20 protein-coding genes and 1 pseudogene are annotated in these 26583 nt (G+C 34.6%); 2 read left to right on the top strand and 19 right to left on the bottom strand.

From position 1 onward, the window contains the following. Positions 1–3: 3 nt before the first annotated feature. The 11 genes from aroE to HMPREF2818_RS05405 form a co-directional block, all read right to left on the bottom strand. Positions 4–882: a shikimate dehydrogenase gene (aroE, locus tag HMPREF2818_RS05455; protein WP_001086866.1), complete on the bottom strand. Its 879-nt coding sequence runs from the start codon at positions 880–882 to the stop codon at positions 4–6. Positions 883–979: 97 nt separating this feature from the next. After that, a complete protein-coding gene (locus HMPREF2818_RS05450; protein ID WP_000939995.1) occupies positions 980–1894 on the bottom strand; it encodes an aldo/keto reductase in 915 nt (304 codons plus the stop codon). A gap of 290 nt (positions 1895–2184) precedes the next feature. Continuing rightward, positions 2185–4200 carry an ATP-dependent DNA helicase RecG gene (gene recG / locus HMPREF2818_RS05445; protein ID WP_000926633.1) on the bottom strand — a complete coding sequence of 672 codons (2016 nt, stop codon included), beginning with the start codon at positions 4198–4200 and terminating at the stop codon, positions 2185–2187. Positions 4201–4279: 79 nt separating this feature from the next. Then, positions 4280–5818, bottom strand: a complete 1539-nt coding sequence (locus HMPREF2818_RS05440) for a CHAP domain-containing protein (protein WP_000043255.1) — start codon at positions 5816–5818, stop codon at positions 4280–4282. Between the two features lie 92 nt (positions 5819–5910). Then, the gene (gene alr, locus HMPREF2818_RS05435) at positions 5911–7011 is read right to left on the bottom strand and encodes an alanine racemase (RefSeq protein ID WP_000625941.1); all 1101 of its coding nucleotides are present in this window, start codon (positions 7009–7011) and stop codon (positions 5911–5913) included. Continuing rightward, positions 7008–7367, bottom strand: coding sequence for a holo-ACP synthase (gene acpS / locus HMPREF2818_RS05430; protein ID WP_000635015.1), 360 nt, complete (start codon positions 7365–7367; stop codon positions 7008–7010). The genes alr and acpS overlap by 4 nt, the downstream gene beginning before the upstream one ends. Positions 7368–7391: 24 nt before the next feature. Continuing rightward, complete coding sequence (locus HMPREF2818_RS05425) at positions 7392–8399, bottom strand: 3-deoxy-7-phosphoheptulonate synthase (RefSeq protein ID WP_000505725.1); 1008 nt, start codon at positions 8397–8399, stop codon at positions 7392–7394. A gap of 125 nt (positions 8400–8524) precedes the next feature. Beyond that, a complete protein-coding gene (secA, locus tag HMPREF2818_RS05420; RefSeq protein WP_001284141.1) occupies positions 8525–11053 on the bottom strand; it encodes a preprotein translocase subunit SecA in 2529 nt (842 codons plus the stop codon). 108 nt (positions 11054–11161) lie between these two features. After that, the gene (gene manA, locus HMPREF2818_RS05415) at positions 11162–12109 is read right to left on the bottom strand and encodes a mannose-6-phosphate isomerase, class I (protein ID WP_001294263.1); all 948 of its coding nucleotides are present in this window, start codon (positions 12107–12109) and stop codon (positions 11162–11164) included. A gap of 117 nt (positions 12110–12226) precedes the next feature. After that, positions 12227–13108: a fructokinase ScrK gene (gene scrK, locus HMPREF2818_RS05410; protein ID WP_000164268.1), complete on the bottom strand. Its 882-nt coding sequence runs from the start codon at positions 13106–13108 to the stop codon at positions 12227–12229. A gap of 67 nt (positions 13109–13175) precedes the next feature. Next, positions 13176–15095, bottom strand: coding sequence for a sucrose-specific PTS transporter subunit IIBC (locus HMPREF2818_RS05405; protein ID WP_000157949.1), 1920 nt, complete (start codon positions 15093–15095; stop codon positions 13176–13178). Between the two features lie 184 nt (positions 15096–15279). Here HMPREF2818_RS05405 and HMPREF2818_RS05400 point away from each other — a divergent pair, with 184 nt between their 5' ends. Together HMPREF2818_RS05400 and HMPREF2818_RS05395 are read left to right on the top strand one after the other, a co-directional pair. After that, positions 15280–16719: a sucrose-6-phosphate hydrolase gene (locus tag HMPREF2818_RS05400; RefSeq protein ID WP_001053054.1), complete on the top strand. Its 1440-nt coding sequence runs from the start codon at positions 15280–15282 to the stop codon at positions 16717–16719. Between the two features lies 1 nt (position 16720). Beyond that, positions 16721–17683: a LacI family DNA-binding transcriptional regulator gene (locus HMPREF2818_RS05395; protein WP_000225972.1), complete on the top strand. Its 963-nt coding sequence runs from the start codon at positions 16721–16723 to the stop codon at positions 17681–17683. Positions 17684–17769: 86 nt separating this feature from the next. On the opposite strand, the gene nusB is transcribed toward HMPREF2818_RS05395, so the two are convergent. From nusB to HMPREF2818_RS05355, 8 genes and pseudogenes are all read right to left on the bottom strand, one after another. Beyond that, positions 17770–18204 carry a transcription antitermination factor NusB gene (nusB, locus tag HMPREF2818_RS05390; protein WP_000204940.1) on the bottom strand — a complete coding sequence of 145 codons (435 nt, stop codon included), beginning with the start codon at positions 18202–18204 and terminating at the stop codon, positions 17770–17772. Next, complete coding sequence (locus HMPREF2818_RS05385) at positions 18197–18586, bottom strand: Asp23/Gls24 family envelope stress response protein (RefSeq protein WP_000206139.1); 390 nt, start codon at positions 18584–18586, stop codon at positions 18197–18199. The genes nusB and HMPREF2818_RS05385 overlap by 8 nt, the downstream gene beginning before the upstream one ends. An 88-nt stretch (positions 18587–18674) precedes the next feature. Beyond that, complete coding sequence (gene efp / locus HMPREF2818_RS05380; protein WP_000568636.1) at positions 18675–19235, bottom strand: elongation factor P; 561 nt, start codon at positions 19233–19235, stop codon at positions 18675–18677. A gap of 1178 nt (positions 19236–20413) precedes the next feature. Next, positions 20414–22135 carry an ABC transporter ATP-binding protein gene (locus tag HMPREF2818_RS05375; protein WP_000837541.1) on the bottom strand — a complete coding sequence of 574 codons (1722 nt, stop codon included), beginning with the start codon at positions 22133–22135 and terminating at the stop codon, positions 20414–20416. Further along, positions 22125–23881 (bottom strand): annotated as a pseudogene (locus tag HMPREF2818_RS10430) (ABC transporter ATP-binding protein). The gene HMPREF2818_RS05375 and the pseudogene HMPREF2818_RS10430 overlap by 11 nt, the downstream one beginning before the upstream one ends. A 20-nt stretch (positions 23882–23901) precedes the next feature. Then, positions 23902–25281, bottom strand: a complete 1380-nt coding sequence (locus HMPREF2818_RS05365) for an ABC transporter ATP-binding protein (protein ID WP_000571227.1) — start codon at positions 25279–25281, stop codon at positions 23902–23904. Next, entirely contained in the window at positions 25274–25987 is a 714-nt protein-coding gene (locus HMPREF2818_RS05360) for an energy-coupling factor transporter transmembrane component T (protein WP_001233460.1), read from the bottom strand. The genes HMPREF2818_RS05365 and HMPREF2818_RS05360 overlap by 8 nt, the downstream gene beginning before the upstream one ends. Next, positions 25987–26583 carry an MptD family putative ECF transporter S component gene (locus HMPREF2818_RS05355; RefSeq protein WP_001060161.1) on the bottom strand — a complete coding sequence of 199 codons (597 nt, stop codon included), beginning with the start codon at positions 26581–26583 and terminating at the stop codon, positions 25987–25989. Before HMPREF2818_RS05355 ends, HMPREF2818_RS05360 begins: the two co-directional genes overlap by 1 nt.

The raw sequence follows: 26583 nt of genomic DNA, 5'->3' as shown, positions 1-26583 counted from the left end.
TTATTAATTTTCAGTTTGTAATACTCTCTCAACACTGCTAATAGGCATTTCTTGATTCGTTATTAATTGAAATGCTTCTGCTCCTTGATAAATCAGCATCCCTAGACCATTATAAGCATGTTTCACTCCATTTTGTCTAACAAATCGTAACAATGCTGTTTCTTTAGGCTTGTAAACCAAGTCGACAACTACTAAATTGGGTGTTAAAATTTCTGGATCGTTAATTAAACTATAATTATCTAATGGCCTCATTCCTAAACTAGTAGCATCAATATAAAAATGACTAGTTCTAATAGCGTCTTTAAATGCTGTCTTATTTTCTAGATAATCAACGACTACCTTTATTTGAAACTGTTTTTTAATTTTATCTGATAAGTCAATGACCTTATCGTAATTTGAGCTATTACGATTAAATAATCTAATTTCCGCAACTCCCTCCATAGCTGCTTGAACTGCAACTGCTTTACCTGAACCACCAATACCAGCTATTGTAACTATTTTATTTTTAGCACTGAAACCTTGAGCTGCTAAAGCTTTAAAACAACCAATGCCATCTGTCATATGGCCTACTAAACGTCCGGTTCCACCTTGATTAACGATAGTATTTACAGCACCCACTAATTTAGCTTGAGGAGATAAATCATCTAGCAAAGGGATAACACTCTGTTTAAATGGCATTGAAACATTAACACCACGAATACCCAATGCCCTGACACCTCGAACAGCTTCTGTTAATTTACCCTCTTCTACTTCAAATGTCAGATAGGCATAATTCATGTTTTTTTCTTGAAAAGAGGTATTCCACATTAACGGGGATAGAGAGTGGCGTGCAGGATTGGCAATTAGACCAGTTAGTAAAGTTTCCCCATTTAATGAATTCATTGTATAACCTTCTTTCTTAACAATTTATTTCAGTTCATTTTACCAAAAACTGACTCAATTAAAAAGAGAGTATGTAATTTATACTCTCTCCCTTAGTTTAAGGCAATATATTACCTGCACTACGGTAAATATCATACCATTCTTCACGGGTTAAAGCGATATCATTAGCCTTATCAATTGCCTTTAAACGAGATGGATTCATTGAACCAACAATCGCCTGTATTTGGGCAGGATGACGTAAAATCCATGCAATCACAATAGCTTCGCTGCTAACATTGTAGTTTTTTGCCAGTTTAGCTATGGTTTCATTTAATTCCTTATAATCCGGATGATTAACAAATAAACCACGAGATAAATCAATTTGAAATGGAGACCAAGCTTGAATGGTAACTCTTTTGAGACGACAATAATCAACAATGCCATCATCATGTTCAATTGAAGCTTTATTTAACATGTTAACATTTAACCCTGCATCAAACATTGGTGTATGTGCTGGCGATAATTGAAGTTGATTCACTGCTAAGGGCTCGTCAAGGTAGGATTGTAACAATTCCATTTGAAACCGGTTTTGATTGCTAACACCAAAGTGTTTTACTTTACCTTCTGCCCTTAGTTTAGTAAATGCTTCAGCTACTTCTTCAGGCTCAACTAATACATCTGGACGATGAAGAATGAGAAAATCTAAATATTCTGTCCCTAATCTTTCTAAAATACCATCTACTGATGATAAAATATACTCTTTAGAAAAATCAAAGTAACCTTCTCGTATCCCACATTTAGATTGAATAATCATTTTGTCACGATTGACATTTAAATGTTTGATTGCATCTCGAAAGCGTAATTCAGATAGCCCTCCCCCATAAATATCAGCATGATCAAAAAAATTAATACCCAAATCTAATGCTGTTCCAACTACTTCTTCAGCTTGTTTTCCTTCCAAGTCACTCATTCTCATACAACCTAAAGCAATTCGAGTTGCTTGAATGCCTGTTTGTCCAATGTTTTGTAACATATGCACCCCATTCTAATCTGTTTGTATTAACAGAAAGATTAATCAATTCATTATAACAAAATTTCTATGAAAAGGCTTACTATTACAAATGCAAAAAGCTGAGTAAATTTAACTCAACTTTTTTTCTGATACTCATTATTGACTAAATAAGTCGGTAAGAAAAATCTATTCTGAAAAGTACTATTATAAATTACAGTAATCATTATTGTCATAACATACCTCCACATCTGTGATAGGAATATCATATGACAGCAAGCTTAAACTGAGCTTAGCACAGCCTTAATAGAAACTTAATCAAAATCTGAATGTTGGCGTAAATTATCTAGAATAAGTGCCCATTCTGTATTTTCTTTCCAATTATTATCTTTGACAATATCACTAGCAACACGTCTGGCTTCTTCTAAAATAGGATAATCCTCAACGATATCAGCTACTTGAAATTCTGGAATTCCAGACTGACGAGTACCAAAGATTTCACCAGAACCACGCATTTTTAAATCCGACTCAGCTAAAACGAAACCATCTGTCGTTTCTGTCATGATTGTCATTCGTTTTTTCCCAGAATCAGTTTTGGGATTAGCCACTAAAACAGCGTATGATTGTTTATATCCACGACCAACACGCCCACGAAGTTGATGTAGCTGGCTTAATCCAAAACGATCGGCATCCATAATAATCATGATCGTTGCATTTGGGACATTTACCCCTACTTCAATAACTGTTGTAGATACTAAAATATGACTTTTTTTATCCTTGAAATCTTGCATTATAGCATCTTTTTCATCATTTTTCATACGTCCATGTACAAGAGCAACCTTAGCAATTCCTTCAAAATAAGTAGATAATTCAGCATGCAATGCTACTGCATTCTTTAAATCTAAAGCTTCTGACTCTTCAATCAACGGTGAAATGACATACACTTGAGCATCTTTTTGCAATTCACCTTTTACCCATTCCAACACAGTACCTAGCTGCTCGTGTTTCACCCAGCGTGTAATAATAGGTTTACGACCGGCAGGTAATTCATCAATAATAGAAACATCCATTTCTCCAAAAGCTGTGATTGCTAGAGTTCGGGGAATTGGGGTGGCTGTCATCATTAAAACATCAGGATTTTCTCCCTTTTCACGGAAAATTCTACGCTGTTTAACACCAAAACGATGTTGCTCGTCTGTAATTACAAGCCCCAGTTTATGGTACTGTACCGAGTCCTGGATAAGAGCATGAGTTCCTACAATCATATCAACCGAGCCATTTGCAATAGCTGCTAAAACCGTACGCTTAACAGCTGCTTTCATACCCGAAGTTAATATAGCGATTGATAAATCTGGAAATAACTCTTGCAGACTAATGTAGTGTTGTTCAGCTAGGATTTCCGTTGGAACCATCAAAGCCGATTGAAAACCTGCTGTATAAGCTGCATACATTGATAGACCAGCAATGACTGTCTTTCCTGATCCTACATCTCCTTGCAATAAACGATTCATATGAGCTCCCGATGACATATCAGATAATATTTCATCTAAAGAGCGCTTTTGAGCATTCGTTAGAATAAAAGGTAAAGAGGAAATTTTTGTCTCCATAGCATGTTTACTATAAAGAATAGGCAAACCATTTGTTTCAGATTTATTTTCGGATTTCAAAACTTGAAGGTTCATTTGAAAGTAAAATAATTCTTCAAATTTAATCCGACGGAGCGCTTGCTTATACTCTGTGATATCTTTTGGGAAATGCATAGCTAAACAAGCCTGACTACGACCCATCAATCGGTATTTTTCCAATAAAGTAGCTGGTAAATTTTCCTTCAATTCCAAATGCGCACTGATTTCAAAAGCTGACTTAATAGCTTTAATCAAAGTAGACTGTGAAATTCCCTGAGCTACGCGATAAACAGGTTGCATGTCATCTTCAACTTGAGCTAAAACCTTCATCCCAGTAATAGCTGATTTAGTTGCATCCCATTTACCAAAGACAGCTACCTCTTGACCAAGTTCTATTTTATCAGCTAAATAGGGTTGATTAAAAAAACTAACATTTAAGACAGCTTCCCCTTGACGCAACTTAAAACTTAAACGGTTACGTTTAAAACCATAATATTGTACATTAGCTGGAGTAACGACTAGGCCTGTAATGACTGCTTTTTCACCATCCACTAAATCAAAAACAGATTTTGATTTAAAATCTTCATAGCGAAACGGATAATAAAGAAGTAAATCTTCTACTGTATAAATATCTAATTTCTGAAATTTTTCTGCTGATTTTGGTCCAAATCCCTTAAGATTAGAAATTGGTGATTGTAATAGCATAAGATTCTCCTTCTAATATCTTTTATTATACTAAAAGATCACCAAAAAGGCGCCTCAAGAGCGCCTTTATTATGTCTAATTATTTATGGCCAATAACATAAGTTAATTGTGCAGCTTGTGCTGAACTAAAAGTACGGTAAGAGACAATACCACGTCCCATTGCATTAGATTCTGAAATAAGAACTGAACCATCTTTTTTAACTTCTTCAACAATAGCTACGTGACCGTAAGTGCCATCAGCACCAGCTTGTCCTGGTGAAAATGATACAGCATAGCCTACTTTTGGTGAATGTGTTGTTTCAAAACCAGCCTTATGTTGCCAATCTCCACCATTACCCATAAATGGATCAAATGTATAACCTAACTCTTTAGCGCGGTTAAAGACATACCATGTACATTCACCCCATGGATAAGTTGATGCAATATAGCTAGCTGTGTTAACTGCTGTTGATAAGCTAAAACCACTTGGTAAATCTGCTAAACTTGCTGTCGATAAAGCTTTCAAGGCAGCAGGAATTTCTGGTGTCCCTCCATGTTGATCAATCCAGCGGTCTAAATCTTCCATAATCTGGGCACGACGTTTACCAGTTCCAGAGTTATCTGTATAATAAACACCACCCTCAGTAACTGTATTAAGTTGTCCAGAAGATAATTTCTGTGCTTTCAAATCTTGGATTTCAAAGCTAGAGTTGTTGTTTTTAATAATTGTATTTTTTGTCAACAACATAATTGCTTCTTCATCATTATAAGCACTAGCATGGCTAGAGTCATGATCAAAGGCACCATAACCAAACATATTAGCACCTGGCATCTTAGCCACTCCTTGAGTTCCCAATGAACTTTCAAGGACAGCAATAGCTACAATAGCACGGACATCTAAACCACTATCTTTTTCCCATTGTAATAACTTAGCACCATTGATACGATTAGAATCATATTGAATCCCTAAAGATTTTAAGTACCCATCTAATTGTTCAGCTTTGATACCGTAACGATGTGACAATAAATAGTGAGAGTAGGCATCCTGACCAGACCAGTGTTCTACGTAGAATGGCGTTGCTGTCACTGGTGAAATCGGTGTTGATAATAAATTATCATCAAAGGATAAAGCAGGAACAGAAGCATTCTGATTTGTCTGAACACTTTCTATCTGAGACGGAGCGGGAGTTATTTTAGGCTCTACTAATGGTAAGGTAGGCTCAGGTTTTAATTCAGTCTTTGTTGATTGACCTGGCTTACTGTCTGCTTGACTACTGTTTGTAGTATTAGTGCTAGGAGTAGATGCTGTTGAAGCAGAATCAGATGTTTTAGCATCTTCGTTGGAAGAAGATTGATGTGATGAACTTGATGATGATTCATTGCTTGATGATGTCTCTGTCGTACCAATCTCTGTTTTTTCTGTTGAGATACTTCCTTCGGCTGAAGGTGAAGCAGTTTCTGAATCTGTAGGTTGTGTTTTTTCCTGTTTCTCTGCTTCAGAAGAACTTTCTGTTGATGCTGTTGCCATTGTCAGGCTTGTTTCTGGATTAATAGTTTCTGCTAAGGTCACTAAAGGTGATGATAGCGATAAGACTAAAGTGGATAACAACAAAGTTGCCATTACTTTTTGTTTTGACATATACTAATGATTTCCTTCTATAAAAATTGTCACTGATTAGTTTAACATATTTTTAAATTTTTTAAAACAGTTAACTACTGTGTCATTTGTTTTTAATAATATCTCGGAATACGATCGCTTAAAAGACAAAGTACTTCATAATTAATCGTCTGTCTTTTTTGAGCGACGTCCGTAGTTGTAATGTTACAACTACCTTGTTGACCAATCAAGGTTACTTTAGTTCCGATAGTATATTTTTGAGGTAAACGGATAGTCATTTGATCCATCGAGACACGCCCAATAATTTCACAAAGTTCTCCATTTACTATAACTGAAAATCCTTGCATATCTCGTGTCCATCCATCAGCGTAGCCAATCGGTACTGTTCCAACAAATTCGTCTCCAGTAACTTGATAGGTTGCGCCATAGCCAACTTGAGAACCATCGTGTAGTTGTTTAACATGTACTAGCTCAGACTCTAAACTTAAAGCAGGGTTTATAGGGTAAGGTAAGTCTAAATCAGTTCCACTTGGATTTAAGCCGTACATAACAACACCCAATCTAACGGCATTAAAAATTGTCTCACTATGCCAAAGGCTTGTAGCAGAATTACTAGCATGAACAAGGTCCGGACAATTATCTAATCCTGAAATAAAGTCTTTAAAAAAAGTAAGTTGTTGATTGAATTTACAGTTATCGGCTTCATCAGCTGTTGCAAAATGGGTGAAAATCCCCTTGACAGAGGCACCACTTTCCCCCAATTCAGAAATTAGCTTATTTCCTTCATCTAACTGGCGAACACCTATACGTCCCATTCCACTATCAACTTTGATATGTACTTCTAGACCAGATAAATCTACTGCTGATGTCTGACATAAACGTAACCACTCCAAGCTAGCAACTGTTAGAGTAATATTTTCATTTTTGGCTAGTATAACCTGCTCAGGCATAACAACACCTAATACCAATATCATTTTTACAATTCCTGCTTGACGTAGCTCAATAGCCTCATCTAAATTGGATACGCAAAAACCATCTACAATAGACTCAATGTATTTTGAAACTTCAACAGCACCATGCCCATAAGCATTAGCCTTAACTACAGCAAATGTTTTTTTATCACTTGGAATGTGCTCTTGTACAGATTTAACGTTATTTGCAATCGCCTCTAAATCTATCAAGGCTCTGGTTGGTCTATGATAACTTGAAATCATTTTTCTTCCTCCAAAATAACACTAGCTTGTGCATAATTACCACTATGAGATATTGAAACAAAAGATTTTCCATTAAACGGTTCTTTTGTAATCAAAGGCGCTCCTTTATCATCCGATAAAATTTCGATATCATGAAAATTAACTTTCCCAATTCCTGTTCCAAGTGCTTTGCTATAAGCCTCTTTTGCTGCCCATCGCCCTGTTAAAAAAGACATCTGACGCTTGGGATTGGAAATTCCTTTAAAAAGAAGCAATTCTTGTTCGGTCAAAACGCGTTCTGCAAAACGTTGATTACGCTCATATGCTTTAGTAATCGCCTCTATCTCTTGTAAATCAATTCCGTGTCCAACAATCATGTGTAACTCCTATAAGTTCGATACTTACAAACTATTGTAAATATCCCTAATTAGCATTTCTGTTTTATCCCAACCTAGACATGGATCTGTGATAGACTTACCAAAAACATCTGGTTTATCTTGTCTTCCATCTTCTAAATAAGATTCTATCAAAAAACCACGAACATAGTTTCTAATTTTAGTATGCCACTGTCGGTCTGCAAGTACTGATTTCACAATGCGAATTTGTTCTAAAAATTGCTTACCTGAATTGTCATGATTTGTATCAACAACAATAAAGGGATTTTGCAAATCAGTCTCTTCATAATGAGTAATAGTTTCTAAAAGGTTTTCATAATGATAATTAGGGATACTTCGATAGTCGGCATTATGATATCCTCTCAAAATAACATGTGACAGCAAATTACCATCTGTTCTAACTTGCTTATTTTGATAGAATAATTCCTGTTGATTTTGTGCTGCATAGACCGCATTAAGCATGACTCTTAAATTACCAGACGTTGGATTTTTCATACCTACTGGTGCATCTATACCTGAAGATATAAAACGGTGTCCCTGATCTTCCACTGAACGCGCACCAATAGCATAGTAAGAAACTAAATCATCCATCACTGATAACATCTCTGGATAAAGTAATTCATCAGCTGTCAGGAGTCCAGTCTCTCGAATGATGTCATAGTGCATCTTACGTGCTTGAAAAAAAACTCCTAGTTTGTCAGAATGGTGAACTAAGCCTTTATAACCATCACCATTCGTTCTTGGCTTAGCGGTATAAACTCTCATAACCAAAAACATTTTATCTTTAAAGGCAGCTTCCAATTTAGCTAAACGCTTTGCATAAGTTAGCACCGCCTTTGGATTATCCGCAGAACAAGGACCTACTATTACTAGAAACCGCTGATCCTCACCTTTTATGATATTTTTTAACTCTTCTTCTTTGGCTAATTTTTTTTGGCTAACTTCTAGATCTAAGCTAGTTTTCTGCTTCAATATTTCAATATTAATTTTATCACTTAACTGATGAAATCCCATGTTTTTTCCTAATACAACCTAAGTCTATTAATAAGCTCTGCTATACAATATAGTCGTCATACTATTAGACAAGTAATGATAAAACAGTCTTCTCAGACTGTTTTATTTTTATTTTAAAATCATTGTTATTGTAAACATCTCAGACCATGACAATTTTTAAACTTCATGCCAGAGCCACAAGGACATTTATCATTACGTTTAATCCCTTGGTATTCTGGTGATTCATTATTCATAGGTACATGTTGTGCCGAGATATTTTGCTCTGCTGTTGTCGTAGCATGTTGAGAAGCACGTTCACGCTCTTGTTCATGAATTTGAGCTTTCATCAATGTACGTGTCACATCAAACTCAATCGAACCAATCATATCTTGGAACATACGGAAACCTTCTGATTGATACTCAACGATTGGGTTATTTTGAGCATAACCACGAAGTCCAACGGAGTTACGTAATTGATCTAAGGCATCAATATGCTCTGTCCATTGATTATCCACTACCATCAAGATTAAGACTTTTTGGAATTCGATAATAGCTTCTGGATCTTTTAATTTAGCAATTTGTTGCTCATAAACAGCTAAGGCACGTTCATAAAGAAGTTCTTTAATTTCAGCCTCTTTTAGACCACGAAGTTCTGAAACTGTGATAGCTTCTTCATCTAATAACGCCGATCTTGCAAAATTAACAATAGCTTCTGCTGCAGTATTTTTATCGCTTCTGCTATGTGCATCAACTGCTCTTTTAATCGTACGTTTAATCATCCCTTTGAGCTCTGGTCCTAAATCACGCTCAGCAGTAATCACTTCTCTACGGTTAGCATAAATAATCTCACGTTGTTCACGCATAACATCATCGTATTGCAAGACTTGTTTACGTGTGTCATAGTTATTACCTTCAACGCGGCGTTGAGCTGATTCAACTTGTCGTGTCAACATTTTTGATTTAATAACTGTATCATCTTCAGCTAAATTCATTCGCTCAAGAACCACTTTAATACGATCTGTACCAAAGCGACGCATCAAATCATCTTCTAACGAAAGATAGAATTGTGATTCACCTGGATCTCCTTGACGACCCGAACGACCACGAAGCTGGTTATCAATACGACGGCTTTCATGACGCTCTGTACCAATAACACATAAACCACCAAGTTCACGAACCCCTTCACCAAGCTTGATATCAGTACCACGACCAGCCATGTTGGTTGCGATTGTAACAGCACCACGTTGCCCAGCATTCATAATGATTTGAGCTTCTTTAAAGTGATTTTTAGCATTCAAAACTTCATGTGGTACTCCAGCAGCAACTAATTTTCTAGAAATTAAGTCTGACGTTTCAACAGCTACTGTACCAACCAGTACAGGTTGTCCTTGTTCATAACGTTCTTTGACATCTGCTACCACCGCTCTAAATTTAGAGTCAAGAGTTGGATAAAGTAGATCTGAATGATCTATACGTTGAACAGGACGATTTGTTGGGATAGGAATAACGCGCATATTATAAATTTCACGAAACTCTTCTTCCTCAGTCTTACCAGTACCAGTCATTCCTGCTAATTTATGGTACATACGGAACATATTTTGGTAAGTAATTGAAGCGCTCGTTTTTGATTCTTCTTGGATTGGCACTGACTCTTTTGCTTCAATAGCTTGGTGTAAGCCATCTGAGAAACGACGTCCTTCCATCGTACGACCGGTAAATTGGTCCACAATTAAAATCTCTTGTTCTTCACTAACCACATAATCAATATTTAACAACATAATATAGTTAGCTCGAAGAGCGTTATCAATGTAGTGAGTTAAGGCAACATTTTCGAGATCATACAAGTTATTTAGATGGAAATAGTTTTCAGCCTTGTCAATACCTGTATCTGATAAACCAATTGTTTTTGTTGGAACATCAATGATATAATCATCGCTATTAAGCGTTTTTACAAACATGTCCGCACGTGTATACAGTTGGTTCATCTCAGAGCTTACAGGACCTGAAACAATCAATGGCGTCCTAGCTTCATCGATTAATACAGAGTCAACCTCATCAACCAAAGCATAGTTGAGTGGGCGTTGCACCATATCTTCTTGGCGAACAACCATATTGTCTCGAAGGTAGTCAAATCCGACTTCTGCGTTAGTTGAGTATGTGATATCACAATTGTAAGCTTCGCGTTTTTCAAATGGTGACTTAGCTGCTAAGTTAATCCCTACAGATAATCCAAGCCAACTATAAACCTCACCCATTTCGGTCGCATCACGTGTTGATAAGTACTCATTAACAGTAATAACATGAACACCTAATCCTGAGATAGCATTTAGATAAACAGGCATTGTCGCTGTTAAAGTTTTTCCCTCACCAGTACGCATTTCTGGAATATCACCATGGTGAAGAACGATACCACCCATAATTTGGACGTGGTATGGGTATAAACCTAATACACGTTTAGAAGCTTCACGAACTACCGCAAACGCTTCCGGTAACAATTGATCTAAAGTTTCACCATTTTGATAACGTTCTTTAAATTCTGGAGTTTTTGCTTGTAAAGCTTCATCTGATAACGCAGCCATATGATCTGCGTAAGAGTCAACTTTCTTAGCTATTTTATCTAATTTTTTTAATTCACCCTTGTCATTTTCAATAACAGTGCGTAGAATATTTGCCATTCTAATTCCTTTCGATACTCTTATCACCACATTTTACCATAAATAATGTTGTCTTTCAATAAATGGTCGTTTTAATCGAGATTAAAAAGAGTGGTATCCCCACTCTCATTATTTTTTAACATGACTTGCTATAATTTCTAACTGTCCATCAATATCCCATTTGACAACATCATTTGGCAAGATAAAGTGGTCACCTTTTTTAAGTGTATAAACTTTGTTATCTACTGTAATGTGACCCGCTCCGTCTAAGACACTAACCAAAAGGTAGGGTGCAAATTGTTTAAAGTTGGTAACACCAGAAATTTCCCATTTATAAACTGTAAAGAAATCATTTGAAACTAATAAAGTTGAAGATAGATGTTTTAACTTCATATTGGCAGGAACAGTATTGGCAGGTTTACCAATCGTGAGAACATCTATTGATTGTTCAATGTGTAAATCACGTAATTTTCCTGAAGCATCTGGACGATCAAAATCATAAACACGATAAGTAGTATCACTAGATTGCTGTGTTTCTAAAATTAATATCCCTTTACCTATAGCATGCATTGTCCCACTTGGAACGTAGTAAAAATCCCCTGATTTAACAGGAATTCGGGTTAAAAGATGTTCCCAATCTCCAGATTCAATCATTTGGCGAAGTTCTTCTTTAGTTTTAGCATTATGACCATAGATAATTTCAGATCCTTCATCAGCAGAAATAATATACCAACATTCTGTTTTACCAAGTTCACCTTCATGTTTAAGAGCATAAGCATCATCCGGATGAACCTGTACACTAAGCCAGTCATTAGCATCTAAGATTTTAGTTAGTAAAGGAAAGACAGTATCATCAGGGTTGCCAAATAAGCTTTTTTCACCTTGATACAGCTTATCTAAAAAACAACCTTTAAAGCGACCATTCTTAACTCTTGAGACACCGTTAGGATGAGCTGAAATAGCCCAATATTCTCCTGTTGTTTCACTTGGAATATCATAGCCAAATTCATCCCTTAACTTTGTTCCACCCCAGATTTTATCGTGCATGCTTGCTTCTAAAAATAATGGTTCCGACATAAGAATCCCCTATCTTTTGTAAAATTCAAGCCTATTATAGCATTTTATCCATCATATCGCTTACTTTTTTTAATCTTTTATTTGCTAACTAAACTAAGTAGTGGCTTAAGGGTTTTATTAACCTTTTGATATTTTCTTTGCTAAAGCAAAATTTCCTAACGTTGCAGAACCATTTTCTTCTACAGCTGGTGTCACAATATAATCAGACAAATTGGGAACTGGTAAATACCCATTTAATAAAGTTGCAAATGTCTGGCGAACACGTCTTAACATGTGTTTTTGTGCCATGACGCCTCCACCAAATACAATGACTTGTGGACGATATAATACAGTTGCTTGTATTGCAGCCTGAGCAATATAATAGGCTTGAACATCCCAAACCATTGAATTTTCTTCAATCAATTCACCACGAATACCAGTCCTAGCTTCTAGAGTTGGACCAGATGCCAAACCTTCTAAACAGCTATTATGAAATGGACAGATACCTTTAAAATCATTTGCTTGGTCCTGCGGATGCATCGCCATATAAGTATGACCTGCTTCAGTATGACCAGTTCCTCCTATAAATTCACCCTTTTGTATAGCTCCTGCACCAATTCCTGTACCAATGGTGTAATAAACAAGTGAATCAATGTTGTTACGAGCTATAACTTCACCATAGGCAGAGCTATTAACATCTGTTGTGAAATAAAATGGAACATTGAAATCTTTAGAAATTAAGCCGAGTAAATTAACATTAGCCCAATGTAACTTTGGGGTCGTTGTGATATAACCGTATGTCTTTGATTTTTTATCAATATCAATGGGACCAAAAGAACCAATAGCAACTGCCTCTAACTTCTTTTCAAATCTTTTAAAGAAATCAACAGTCTTTTTAATCGTTTCTTGAGGCGTCGTTGTTGGAAATTGTATTTTTTCTACAACTTTTAATTCCTCATCACCAACTGCACAAACAAACTTTGTCCCACCTGCTTCAATACTACCATATAACTTTGTCATCTTTTTTCCTATCTATAATCTCTATCTCAAAGACAAAGGTTGGGATAATTATCCCAACCTTTAATCCTCACTTAACATCAATAATCATGTCACCTGTAGTAACAACACCCTCTTTTACCAATGGTATAACATCAGCAAAATCAGCTGTATTAGTCACAATAATCATAGCTGTATTATCCAGACCTGCTTCTGCAATCTTGGCTGAATCAAAGGTGCCAAGAATATCACCTTTTTTCACTTTTTGGTCTGCCTTTACTTTAGAAGTAAACCCTGTGCCATTCATGGTGACAGTATCAATACCTATATGAATCAAAATTTCTGCACCTTTATCTGATTTGATACCGTAAGCATGACCTGTTTCAAAAACAATTTGGACAAAACCATCAACAGGTGAGTAAATTGTATTACCGCTTGGTTTAATAGCAAGGCCATCTCCCATAATACCTGATGAAAAAACTGGGTCACTTACTGTATCAAGAGCAATAACCTGTCCATCAAGAGGGCTAACAATCGTTTCTGCCCTTAATTGGCTAGTTTGAGTAATTGTTGGATTGTCATCTGTTTCTTCAACCAAAGGACTAACTTCAGCTACTACTTTTTCATCTTTATCTTCATATCCAAACATATAAGTTAATACAAAAGCCAAAGCCGTAGTTCCAATCACCATAATAAGGTACTTAACAATTTGACCATTTAAATAAAGTAATGTTCCTGGGATAATGGTAATACCAAAACCAGTTCCTGCTAATTTCAATATTGAAGCTAACCAGCCACCTGCTGCTCCTGCAATTAATCCCATAATAAATGGCTTACCAAAACGTAAGTTTACTCCAAATATAGCCGGTTCTGTAATACCAAGTCCAGCTGAAAGCGCTGCCGGAAAAGCAAGGGCTTTTAATTTTTTATTTTTTGTTTTAACACCAACTGCCAAAGTGGCACCTGCTTGTGCTGTCATAGCAGCTGTAATAATAGCATTAAATGGATCTTTCCCATCAGCAGCAATTAACTGAGCTTCAAGTAAATTAAAGATATGATGAACACCTGTAACAACGATTATCTGATGAACACCACCTAAAATAAGACCTGATAGGCCAAGAGGTAAATTAAGGACAAATTTTGTCCCTGCTAAAACATAGTTTTCAACTGAATGGAAAATAGGACCAATGACAAAAAGTGCTAAAATTGACATAACTGTAAAAGTTAGGAACGGCACTAATAGTAAATCAAGAACATCTGGGATTTTCTTATGCAACCATTTTTCAAGTTTAGCACCAAGTAAACCTACAAAGAATGCCGGCAATACTGAATTTTGATAACCAACTACTGGAATAAAGCCGAAAAATTTTATGGGATGGGCATCACCTGAGGCCACTGCCCAAGCGTTTGGAAGGGCAGAGTTAACCATCATCAATCCTAATACGAGACCGATAACAGGATTTCCACCAAAAACTCTAAAAGCTGACCAAGAAATCAAGGCAGGAAAAAAAGCAAAGGCCGTGTCAGTCAAAACGACAGTATAGGTATAAAAATTAGAACTTGAAAATGCTTTTGAAGTCGTCCCAAATAAAGCTAAAACTGTATCATTATTAATCGCACCGCGAATCCCCATAAATAAACCAGTAGCAACAATGGCTGGCAACAATGGAACAAAAACATCACCGAAAGTACGAATAGCTCGTTGGAAAGCATTCCCTTGTTTAGCTGCTTCTGCCTTTTGATCAGAGGTTGACGAAGTTGGCAAACCTTGAGCCACTACTTCATCATAAATCTTATTAACAGTACCAGTTCCAAAAATAATTTGATATTGACCTGAATTGAAAAATGCTCCCTGAACTTTTTCGATATTTTCAACAGTATTTTTATCAATGACTGTCTCATCTTTTACCATAACGCGAAGACGAGTGGCACAGTGTGCTACGCTACGCACATTACTAGCACCACCAATCGCATTAATGACTTGTTTAGCAATTTCTGTATTTGAAGCCATCTATAAATCTCCTTTGATATTTTGAAAGCGTTTCATTTTATTTACTCTAATATTCTAGCACGTCTCATAAATATATGTCAAGCGTTTGACATAAAATAATATTTTTTGATATTAAGAGTTGATTTCAAAAGAGAAAACGTTTACTATATAGTTATTAGATATTAAGACAGTCAAGGAGTATCAAATGAATTTACCCACTGAAATCCGCTATCGTCCTTATGATGAATGGACTGAAGAAGATAAGGAAAATATTGTAAAGAATGTCTCAAAATCCCCTTGGAGAGCAACTTATCACTTAGAAGCTAAAACAGGGCTTTTAAATGACCCAAATGGCTTCTCTTACTTTAATGGAAAATTCCATCTTTTTTACCAAAATTGGCCCTTTGGAGCTGCACATGGTTTAAAACAATGGGTACATACAGAATCAGATGATTTAGTTCATTTCAAAGAAACAGGAATCAAGCTTAAACCTGACCATGTCAATGATAGCCATGGTGCATACTCCGGTTCTGCATTAGCCATTGACGATAAGCTTTTTCTTTTTTATACTGGTAATGTCCGTGACATGAAATGGAACCGTGACCCCCGCCAAATTGGAGCATGGATGACAAGTGATGGCAAGATTACAAAATTTGATAAGGTCCTTATTTCACAACCAAATGATGTCACTGAGCATTTTCGTGACCCTCAGATTTTCAATTATGATAATCAATTCTATGCTGTTATTGGGGCGCAAAATAGTAAAAAATGCGGATTCATTAAATTATATAAAGCACTTAATAATGACATCCATCATTGGGAGTTTGTGGGAGATTTAGATTTTGGTGGTACTGGATCTGAGTATATGATTGAATGTCCAAATATTATTTTTGTCAAAGGAAAACCTGTATTACTTTATAGTCCTCAAGGACTAGATAAAAACGAATTGGACTACCAAAACATTTATCCAAATACCTACAAAATCGGACAATATTTCGATGCTAACTCATCTAAGATAGTTGAACCATCCCCTATCTATAATTTAGATTATGGTTTTGAAGCCTATGCTACTCAAGGATTTAACACTTCTGATGGTCGTGCCTTTATCGTGAGTTGGATAGGCTTGCCAGATATTGATTATCCTAGCGATCAATTTGATTATCAAGGAGCTATGAGTTTAGTTAAAGAGTTAAGTATAAAAAATGGGAACCTTTATCAATATCCCGTTCCTGCTATGAAAAATCTTCGTCAACATCAAGCAGAATTTAAAACACAACTTCAAACTAACAACACCTATGAATTAGAATTACTGGTTCCTAGAAATGATCTTTCTTCATTTGTTCTCTTTGCTAATCCGAAAGGACAAGGACTATCCATTACTATTGATACTGCAAAGGGGAAAGTTATCGTTGACCGCTCACAAGCCGGACAGCAGTACGCCACAGAATTTGGTACTAGTCGCCAGTGTAACATTCCAAAAGATGCTACTAGTGTCAATGTTTTTATCGATAAGTCCATCTTTGAAATCTTTATAAATAAAGGAGAAAAAGTATTTACGGGACGAGTCTTTCCAGATGCAGAACAATCAGGGATTCAACTAAAAGAAGGACACGTTCATGGTAAATATTTTGAATTAAAATATTAATATGGTTGCAAAATTAACAGATGTTGCTGCACTTGCCGGTGTTAGCCCAACGACTGTATCACGCGTTATTAACAAAAAAGGCTATTTATCTCAAAAAACAGTCACCAAAGTCAATGAAGCCATGAGAACCCTTGGTTATAAACCTAATAATTTAGCACGTAGCTTACAGGGAAAGTCCGCTAAATTAATTGGACTCATTTTCCCCAACATCCGTAACATTTTTTACGCTGAATTAATTGAACACCTTGAAATTGAGTTGTTTAAGCATGGTTATAAAACTATCTTATGTAATAGTGAAAAGGATCCTATCAAAGAAAAAGAATACCTCGAAATGCTAGGAGCAAATCAAGTAGACGGTATCATTTCAAGTAGTCACAACCTAGGAATTGATGATTACGAGAAAGTTGAGGCTCCCATAGTAGCATTCGATAGAAATTTAGCTCCACACATCCCTATCGTCTCATCTGATAATTTCTTTGGAGGAAAAATGGCTGCTCAAACCCTTAAAAAACATGGCTGTCAAAAGATGATTATGATTACAGGGAATGATAATTCAGATTCTCCTACTGGACTTAGGCGGCTAGGTTTTTCCTATGAATCAAAGGAATCCAAAGTTATCACAGTCACAAATGGGCTATCTAATATGAGACGTGAGATGGAATTAAAATCAATTATCTCGACTCACAAACCAGATGGTATTTTTACATCAGACGACTTAACTGCTTTATTAGTAATCAAACTTATCAGCCAACTAGGGTTGTCCATTCCAGAAGATATCAAAGTGATTGGATATGATGGTACAAGTTTCATTCAAGATTACGTCCCACATCTAACCACTATTAAACAGCCTATTCGAGAAATTGCGCAATTGATGGTTGAAATACTCCTAGCTAAGATTGAGGGGCAAAAGACAAATAAGGATTATATTTTACCAGTCAGTCTCATCCCTGGTAGTAGCGTTTAGGAAATCATATTTATGAAATAATTTTTAGTACCGATAGTTATTTTTCAAAGCAAATTAAAAATGTGGAAGAAGATTCTTCCACATTTTTAATTTTCATTTGTTATAAATTGACTTAATAAACCATTGACAAATTTTGCTGACGTCTCATCTGAATATTTTTTAGCAATCTCGATAATCTCATTTAGAGCTACACGATCAGGCGTTTCATCAAAATATTTAATTTCATAGAGGCCTAAGCGTAAGAGAGATTTATCAACCAATGTTAGACGTTCTAAGCTCCATCCTGATTTTAAGTGACTAGAAATCAAAGTATCTAATTCATCTTTGTGATCTACAACACCATTAACAAGATTAAGTAAAAAGATTGGAACCTCTAAAACTTTGTCTTCAGATACTGTTTTATCATAACCATAAGCAAAGTGAGCCGCATCAATAAACTCTCCACCAGTTTCTAAGCTAAATAGTGTTTGAAAAGCACGTTCACGTAAATCACGTCTTGAATCTTTAAATACACTAGTCATCTAAGAAATCCTCATCAAACAATGACTTCAAGTCTGGTTTTGGTGTTTTCTCTGGAACAATACCTTCAACATGGATATTGACCGAAGAAATTTTTACTTCTGCCATGTCATATACAGCTGTTTTGACAGCTTGTTGAATAGCAATTGAAACTGCTGGTACATTTACACCATACTGCAAGTAAACATAAATATCTGCAGCTACTGTATCATCTTCTTCATTTTTAAGGTAGACACCTCTACCTAGAGATTTCTTACTAAGGCTATCCGTTACCGCTTTGTTACGTAACGAATGAACACCATCAACTTTAGTTGCAGCAATACCTGTAATTACCTCAAGTACACGTGGTGAAATGACAATTTCTCCAAGATTTTCAGTTGTCATAGCTTATCCTTTCTTTTAGTGTTTACTAAGGTTTTTCCTTAATAGAGTAAATTCATCATGAATCTACTTAACACTTTTTTGAGAGTCATTAGGCGCGTGAAACGTAAGTTCCTTCTGCTGTATTGATTACTAACTTTTGTCCAGCTTCAATAAAGTCTGGAACGTTAACAACAAGTCCTGTTTCCATAGTTGCAGGTTTTCCTGAACCAGTTACAGTAGCACCTTTGATTGATGGTTGAGTTTCAGCAACTGTCAATTCAACAGTTGTTGGAATTTGAACACCAATAACTTCTGTTCCATAGAATTGAATTTTTACTTCTGAGTTTTCAAGAATGTAGAGTAATTCATTTTCAATGTTAACAGTTGGAATTTCATATTGATCGTAAGTTTCATTATTCATGAAGTAAGCTGTATCATCCATTTTATAAAGGTATTGAGCAGGTACAGTTTCAATAATAGCTTGCTCAAATTTTTCTTCAGGACGGTAACTTGTATCAAAAGTTGAACCAGTACGAACATCACGCAATTTCATACGCATGATTGTGTTACCTTTACCTGGTTTGTGGTGGCTAGCTTCAAGAACACGGATTAATTTCCCATCAGCCGTTTCAAAAGTCATGCCTGCTTTAAGCTTACTTGCTTCAATCATTTATTAATACCTCTTTGTAAAAATTATTTATCAACTCATTTTATCACAAATAACCTGCTTTCTCAAATAGTTTATTGATTTGGTATGTGTCTAATTTCTTGATAAATAAATAAAATCACCAAGAGGGCGTAAATAAGACTGAAGCACTTGACACTTTCCTCTTACTTCAGTTTTGATAATATTGCCTTTTGACGATACAATATTTTTAAACTGATTAAGCAAGTAGCATTTGCTTCAATCGGTTGGCGAGAGGTGTTTGCACACCTTTCGCCTTTTCTTCGTGTTTCTTTAATAAGATTATGTCACAATAGAATATTATTAAAGAAAAAATCGTAAATTTATTGCCTGACATCACTTATTTTTCAAGGTTTCAGCAAGTTTTATAATAATTAGTCATAAAATGATCTTCTAGATTTGGGAGATTTTTCATTTCTCCGTAGTGAAGGTAAATTATATTCTTTTAATGTATATTTAAAATGATTTCCTAGGTTTCTTAATCCTTCATTTTTGATTGCTTCATATTGTGCTCTCCATTTTCCGAAAAATAAATCTCTTAAATTGCCTTCATGACTTAAAAGGATTGTTTAGCTCATAACTTCCGAACCATTTCTACTCCAATACATTCCTCTATTTTTCAGTAGCTGCCTTCTAAATCTCTGAAAAGAAGACAGTTTACTTTCTGATTCAATTAATGATTCTTCTGTATCTAATACCGTTTTAAGCGATTTTTTACTTCTTTTCTTGATTACTTTAATGGCTAGATTCTTTAACTCTGATGGTAAGTTAGAAAAATTCACTTTGATAACCCGATTAATATGAAACGTATCCCAAAAATGATAGTGTTCATTGGTTTAAACCCACTGACTAATTCTTTAAAATATTGTGATGAATACCCAAGTCCACCCGTCTGAATTAGTAATAAAAGTAGTCTCAGGGGTGTTCTCATAATGATTATACAACTGATCAATAAGTTGTTCTTTTTTTAAATGTATTTAATTGTTTACTAGAGTATAGAGAAAGATATAGGTCTTTTAGTTAATAATTGTTCCTTCATGTCTTGCTGCATTTAACACCTCCTCCTTTAAGTCCACACAATACTAATACTCTTTATAAAAACTATTCCATATACTTTTTATAACTTCATTTTCTCTTAATCTAAAACATATGCAAAATTATTTTTAATATTCATATTCACTTGCCAATTGAGAGCATTCAACTAATTTTCTGTATCTCGTCGAATTTTCCAATAAATAGCTATGAGTTCCAAAATTCTCTACCTTTCCGTTTTCAATAACTATAATCTTATTTGCGTTTTCTATAGACTTCATTCTATGAGAAACGATAATAACTGTTTTATTTTTTATAAGCTTATCTAAACCGGCTTGTATCTTTATTTCATTTTCTATATCTAAACTGGCAGAGATTTCATCAAGCAGTATTATTGGTGCATCTTTAAGAATGGCTCTTGCAATAGAAATTCTTTGTCTTTCGCCTCCTGATAATTTACTCCCGTTTTCACCTATTTTTGTGTCATATTTATCTACGAATTTATCAGCAATCTCATCTACATTTGCAATTTTCGCAGCTTCTAACACTTCTTCGATAGTAGCTTTGGGATTTCCACATTTAATGTTTTCAAAAATAGTATCATCAAATAACTCAACATCTTGGAAGACTGTTGAAATATTTTCAAATAAACTATTTGTTGATATTTCAGAAATATCTTTCCCGCCTATCAATATTTGTCCGGCATTATAGTCGTATAATCTTGATAGTAGTTTTAAAATAGTTGACTTTCCACAACCGGAGGGCCCTACTATCGCAGTAACTTCTCCTTGATTTGCATTGAAAGATAAATTACTTACAACATTTCTTCCTTTCTCATAAGCAAAGCTAACATCCCTAAATTCAACATTGAATGTCTGAATATCTGCATTTACCCCTTCTTGTAAAGGAGTCTTTCTTATTGCCGTAACTTGTTTAAAACTGCTTTGAAAGTTTATTATCATTAAAAGACTGTCTAACATGCCCGTAAAACCACTGGCTACCTTTGTGGCACAAATTATATATCCTATATAGAAGATTAACTGTATTTGACCAGTCAAATACAGTTGAAACCCGAAAATAATAACCAGAGCTATCGAGAACTGTGGCAAAATTGATAATAAGCTTGATGGTATCGTTGTAAACAGCTCTGTTTTTATCTGTATTTTTTCACTGTCTTTCAATTTGTCTTGTACATCTTTTCTCACTGTATGTTGCATGTTATAAGATTTTATATCTTGTTGCATCTCAAAAGAATCTTGAAATGCCTGAGAATTCTCTCTCAGTTTTTTATAATACTTTCTATTTATTCTATATTGAATATTTTTCGACAGATACAATATCAGCAATGCAGTTATTACAGGTACAATAATACATAGTCCTAATTGTAAAGATCCAATTAAAAGGCTCAAACTTAGAAAAACAAAATAACCAATCCATCCATAATACGCACATATAGCATGAGATAAGGCTTGTTCGATTTTTGACACATCAGCCATTACTGTTTGCGATAAATCTGTCAAATCATGTGTTGAAAAATATGATAACGGTAGTCTTTTTATTATTTCTACAAGTTCTATTCTTAAATTTTTACTTCCCTTAAATGTTGTAGAATACGATTTTATATATTGTCTATTTGTAAAATAGTACATTACAACAAAGACAATTAATATGCTTACAAAATAAAACCACTCTTGTAGATATTTCGAGTTGCTTATATTCATGAGAAAAAATAATATAAGCGTTATAGGGAACATGTATACTACATTTTTCCAGAACGACGCTATCGAAGCTTTAATTAGATCTATTGAGCTGTCTTCTGTTATTCCGTATTTATCCATTAATTTAGACTTCATTAGACATTATCCAATCATTTGCTCGAATATACATATTCATAAAATAGCTGTATTTAGAGCTTTTATCCTCTAATAAAAGTTTGCTACTTCCTCTTTCTATAATCTGTCCATTTTCTACAACTATGATTTCGTCCATGTTTTTAATTGCTGACAGCCTGTGAGCAATCATTATTACTGTTTTATTTTTTATCAATTGCGTAAATGCCATCTGGAGTTCATATTCATTTTCCGGATCAGCAGCTGCACTTGCCTCATCAAGTATTATAATGGGTGAATTTTTTAGAATTGCTCTTGCAATTACTATTCTTTGAGTTTCTCCTCCTGAGAGATAAACGCCTTCTGCTCCGATCATTGTATTTTCCCTCAGCTCAAACTTATCCAAAATTTCATTGCACCTAGCCTTTTCAAGAGCTTGCATAATCTCTTCATAAGTAGCATCAGGATTTCCAATTCTCACGTTGTCATAAATACTCATTTTAAATAATTTCGCATTCTGGAAAACAAAAGCGATACTACTTGCTATCGTTTCCCTTGAATACTCTTTAATATCTCGTCCACCAATTTTTATTACTCCGGAATCAACATCATAAAACCCGGAAATTAACTTAGCAATTGTGGATTTTCCACTGCCAGATGAACCAATAAGTGCATAACTTTTTCCCGAATCCAACTTAAACGATAAGTCTTTTAAAACATATGGTGTATTTCCTTCGTATTTAAACGATACTTTTTCAAATTCAATATCAAAATTTTGTATTTCATCTGAAAGCCCACTATCTAATTTTTTTACCTGCATTTTGTTAAAAATTTCTTCCAGCTTATCTATAGAGTTTTTGGCTTTAGCCTTATTTTGTCCCAAAAACATCACTTTATTAAAAGCGTTGTATAACAATTCAATAAATGCTGTGAAAATACGGTGTAGGAAATAATTTCTCCTAGATGCGTATTAATGTTTAGCAAATATACACCATAAGGTATCGTAACCATGCATAGCCCCATGAAAAATGAATCGTAAAAAACCTTCCATTTTCTACACGAGATAGCGTACGCATAACCTAGTTCTGAAGAGGTGATGATTGTTTTATGCAAAGAACGAAATTTTTCTATTCCTATATTGAATATTTTGATAACCTTGACACCTCTTATATATTCAACTATTTCGGAACTCATATCTTCATTGGAAGCCATATATTTTTGGAGAAAATTTTGATTCCCAAACATTTTCGTGATTAAAAATACGCCTAAAACTAATGATACAACCATTACTATCCCAAAACTTATACTTACCAAAAAACTTACAACCAGCAAAATTACAGGATAAACCATAGCATTGACCATGTCCGGTTGCATGTGAGCAAGTATGGAATGTGTTTCCGACGCATTATCGTCTATTATTTGCCTAGTTTTTCCTGATGGATTTGTATCAAAAAAAGAAAAAGATGCCTCTAAAAGGTTGTTTAAGCCTTCTATTTTTAAATTTCTTTCGACTCTAAAAGCAAACATGTGGCTACAATATAAACTCAAAAAATACACTAATGTTTGTAAAACCAAAAACATAAAAATCCATAACGCATATTTATTTGCACTTTCAAGGTTTTTAAGTACTAAAAGTTCATTCAAAAACTTCCATAAATAAAAATATGGGACTACTGAGAATATAGTAGCTATTGCAGATAAAACTAGCGACGCATAGGAGTACACCTTTTTTTCAGGTGCGAACTTATATAATCTTCTTAAAACGTCCACATTAAAGTCCTCCTTTCCATCTATTTTTCTAAGTCCAATACCCGATTACAAATCAAATTAGCAAATTCGGTATCATGCGTAGCAATAAAAATAATTTTGTCTTTGGAATAACGTTTTAACAATTCTACAGTCTTTACCATATTCGTATAGTCAAGTCCACTAGTTGGTTCATCTAACACAAAAATTTCTTTTTTGCATATTAGTCCTACGGCTATTGCCAATCTTTGTTTTTGTCCTCCGGATAAGGTGTTTGGATGATTATTTTTATAGTCGCTCAAATCAAATTCATTTAGTATTTCTTCTATAAGATCATCGCTCACATTTTCTATTCCTAATTTACATTCAGCAAAGACACTCTCGGCAAATAATTGATAATTCACATCTTGCATAACCATATAGTTTTTTTGTCTTCTTTTTTTTGCATCTGTTTTTTTAGAATTCAACAACACATCACCTTTATAGTTGTCATGCAGACCACAAAGAGTTCTTAAAAATGTTGTTTTACCAACACCATTCGAACCTATAACCGCAACAATATCGCCTTTGTTCGCAGAAAAGTTCATGTTATTTATAATGCAATTATCTTTCCTGTATATAGAAAAATCATTCACTTGTAAATATGGATGTTTTTCATTATTAGACATTTCTATATTCAGTTTTGTTTTTTTTCTGCATCTTAAAGCCATAGCTTTAATTTCATCTTCAGACAAATTCAAAAAATCTTCTTTTGAATAACTTTTTTGAATTTGTCCATTTTTCATATATATAACTTTGTCAACCAAATCCATCAAATAGTAGATTCGATGTTCAGATATAATAACCGTTTTGCCACTGTTTTTTAAAACAGACAAATGTCTTTTTAGCACCTCTATCGTTGGTATATCCAAATTAGATGAGGGTTCATCCAGTAAATAAATATCGGGATTCATTGCATACACCGACGCAAAAGCAATCTTCTGCTTTTCCCCTCCTGACAGATGAAAGATATTCCTATTCTGCAATTTGTTTATATCCAACGTCTCACAAGTCTCTTTTAATCTTTTTTTTAAAATGTCTCTAGAAACCCCTTGATTTTCTAAACCAAAAACTATTTCACTATTTGTGTCCACATTGAAAAATTGTGTTCTAGGATTCTGAAAAACACTACCTACTATTTCTGAAAGCTCAAACATTTGGTAGCTAGATACTAAATCGTTGTTTATTTTTACTGTGCCTTCTAATTCACCTTCGTAATAATAAGGAATCAGCTTATTTATAACTCTCGTTATAGATGTTTTTCCAGAACCTGAAGCACCGGAAATTAAGACGAATTCTCCCTTTTTTATTTCCAAATCTATATTGTCTAAGCAGCTGTTTTTGGTGTTTTTATATTTGAAATTAACCCCTTTTAATTCAATCACAGAAAAACCTCCTATATATCACAAATACAGTAATTACCACTCCAATCAGTAAAGCTAAAACGTCTTGAATATCAAAACGAATTTCAATAATTGAACTTCGTTTTTTAGGAGATTCAATTCCTCTTGTAATAGAAGCGATAGTTAATTCGTCTGCTGCTTTAGAAGCCATAATAATTATAGGTGAATAAATACACTCTATTGTTAGATCCGGATTTTTTATAAAACCGAAAAAAGAAGGCGAGATACTTCTTAAATACATTGAATCCTTTATATATATCCAGTCTTCACGCACGGTTGGAATATATCTAAGCATTACAGCTAAAGGAATTGTGATTTTTTTAGAAACACCTGCAAATTCCATAGCAGATAAAAATTCACCTACTTTTGTAGTACTTAGTATTAGCACAGAAAACATGCACACCGGGTAAAGCTTATGTACTAAACCTAGAAAAGGCATTAATAAGCTTCTTAAGGTATTGCTACCGTACTGCACAGTCAAAATGCTAACAAAATATACACCTAGGTAAATCAGAAACCCATTAAGAGCAAATTTAATCTTTTTGTTTATAATGCAAAATAACGCAATTATAAATACAAAAATTAGCTCCAATTCTATTGAAGATAATAAACTTGAAATGATTATGCACAAAAATAGTAAAACTATTTTTGTGCAAGGGTTAAATTGAACATTTGATACTTTTCTCATTATACAATGCCGGCCTTTTCAAATTGTTTTTTCAAAAGCTTCATTCCAATCCAAGCACTTAATAAAGCAACCAAGAAAGTTCCAATAACAATTACATAAATCATCCAATCAGCAGCTGCAGCATTCATAGACTCAATGTAGGTGATATCTGTCCCTTTTTTTATCATCGCATCTGACCAAGACTTAGGATTCATAAAATACACTAAAAATGTTCCGATATCTCCAAGTGCAAAAACTCCAAAAGACAACATGTTCATTTTCTTGTTTTTATAACTCTTACTTCCTGCAATAAGCTCAGCTACTATTCCTGTTATTAAAGTTCCTACCGCCATAGCCCAATGCATTCCTGTTGCCAGCCTTAAAATACACATGATGATTGCTAAAATAGAAATTGTTCCTTTTTTAGGTGCTTTTGCGATCAAAAACATAAATATTATTCCTGATAAAAATGCACTTCCCATCGGTTGATAAAATGTTAGCACCGGATTCATAGCAAAAGGTATTCCTCCTACCATATTAAACAAGAAGTATAATGCGGAAAATACACCAATCATTATTAAATCTTTCACCTGTAATTTGTTTTCTTTGTTATTCAT

This window comes from Streptococcus sp. HMSC076H09, from assembly GCF_001811765.1.
GTDB lineage: Bacteria > Bacillota > Bacilli > Lactobacillales > Streptococcaceae > Streptococcus > Streptococcus agalactiae.
The sequence above is the reverse complement of the archived record's forward strand: the minus strand, read 5'-3'. Positions and strand labels throughout refer to the sequence as shown.

Coding starts and splice junctions, on each gene's coding strand:
- nusB (WP_000204940.1), bottom strand. CDS start 18,204: ATGACTAGTGTATTTAAAGATTCAAGACGTGATTTACGTGAACGTGCT.
- HMPREF2818_RS05395 (WP_000225972.1), top strand. CDS start 16,721: ATGGTTGCAAAATTAACAGATGTTGCTGCACTTGCCGGTGTTAGCCCA.
- HMPREF2818_RS05360 (WP_001233460.1), bottom strand. CDS start 25,987: ATGAGAAAAGTATCAAATGTTCAATTTAACCCTTGCACAAAAATAGTT.
- HMPREF2818_RS05450 (WP_000939995.1), bottom strand. CDS start 1,894: ATGTTACAAAACATTGGACAAACAGGCATTCAAGCAACTCGAATTGCT.
- HMPREF2818_RS05375 (WP_000837541.1), bottom strand. CDS start 22,135: ATGAAGTCTAAATTAATGGATAAATACGGAATAACAGAAGACAGCTCA.
- scrK (WP_000164268.1), bottom strand. CDS start 13,108: ATGACAAAGTTATATGGTAGTATTGAAGCAGGTGGGACAAAGTTTGTT.
- recG (WP_000926633.1), bottom strand. CDS start 4,200: ATGCTATTACAATCACCAATTTCTAATCTTAAGGGATTTGGACCAAAA.
- HMPREF2818_RS05425 (WP_000505725.1), bottom strand. CDS start 8,399: ATGGGATTTCATCAGTTAAGTGATAAAATTAATATTGAAATATTGAAG.
- manA (WP_001294263.1), bottom strand. CDS start 12,109: ATGTCGGAACCATTATTTTTAGAAGCAAGCATGCACGATAAAATCTGG.
- efp (WP_000568636.1), bottom strand. CDS start 19,235: ATGATTGAAGCAAGTAAGCTTAAAGCAGGCATGACTTTTGAAACGGCT.
- HMPREF2818_RS05385 (WP_000206139.1), bottom strand. CDS start 18,586: ATGACAACTGAAAATCTTGGAGAAATTGTCATTTCACCACGTGTACTT.
- aroE (WP_001086866.1), bottom strand. CDS start 882: ATGAATTCATTAAATGGGGAAACTTTACTAACTGGTCTAATTGCCAAT.
- alr (WP_000625941.1), bottom strand. CDS start 7,011: ATGATTTCAAGTTATCATAGACCAACCAGAGCCTTGATAGATTTAGAG.
- HMPREF2818_RS05440 (WP_000043255.1), bottom strand. CDS start 5,818: ATGTCAAAACAAAAAGTAATGGCAACTTTGTTGTTATCCACTTTAGTC.
- HMPREF2818_RS05400 (WP_001053054.1), top strand. CDS start 15,280: ATGAATTTACCCACTGAAATCCGCTATCGTCCTTATGATGAATGGACT.
- acpS (WP_000635015.1), bottom strand. CDS start 7,367: ATGATTGTTGGACACGGAATTGATTTACAAGAGATAGAGGCGATTACT.
- HMPREF2818_RS05355 (WP_001060161.1), bottom strand. CDS start 26,583: ATGAATAACAAAGAAAACAAATTACAGGTGAAAGATTTAATAATGATT.
- secA (WP_001284141.1), bottom strand. CDS start 11,053: ATGGCAAATATTCTACGCACTGTTATTGAAAATGACAAGGGTGAATTA.
- HMPREF2818_RS05405 (WP_000157949.1), bottom strand. CDS start 15,095: ATGGCTTCAAATACAGAAATTGCTAAACAAGTCATTAATGCGATTGGT.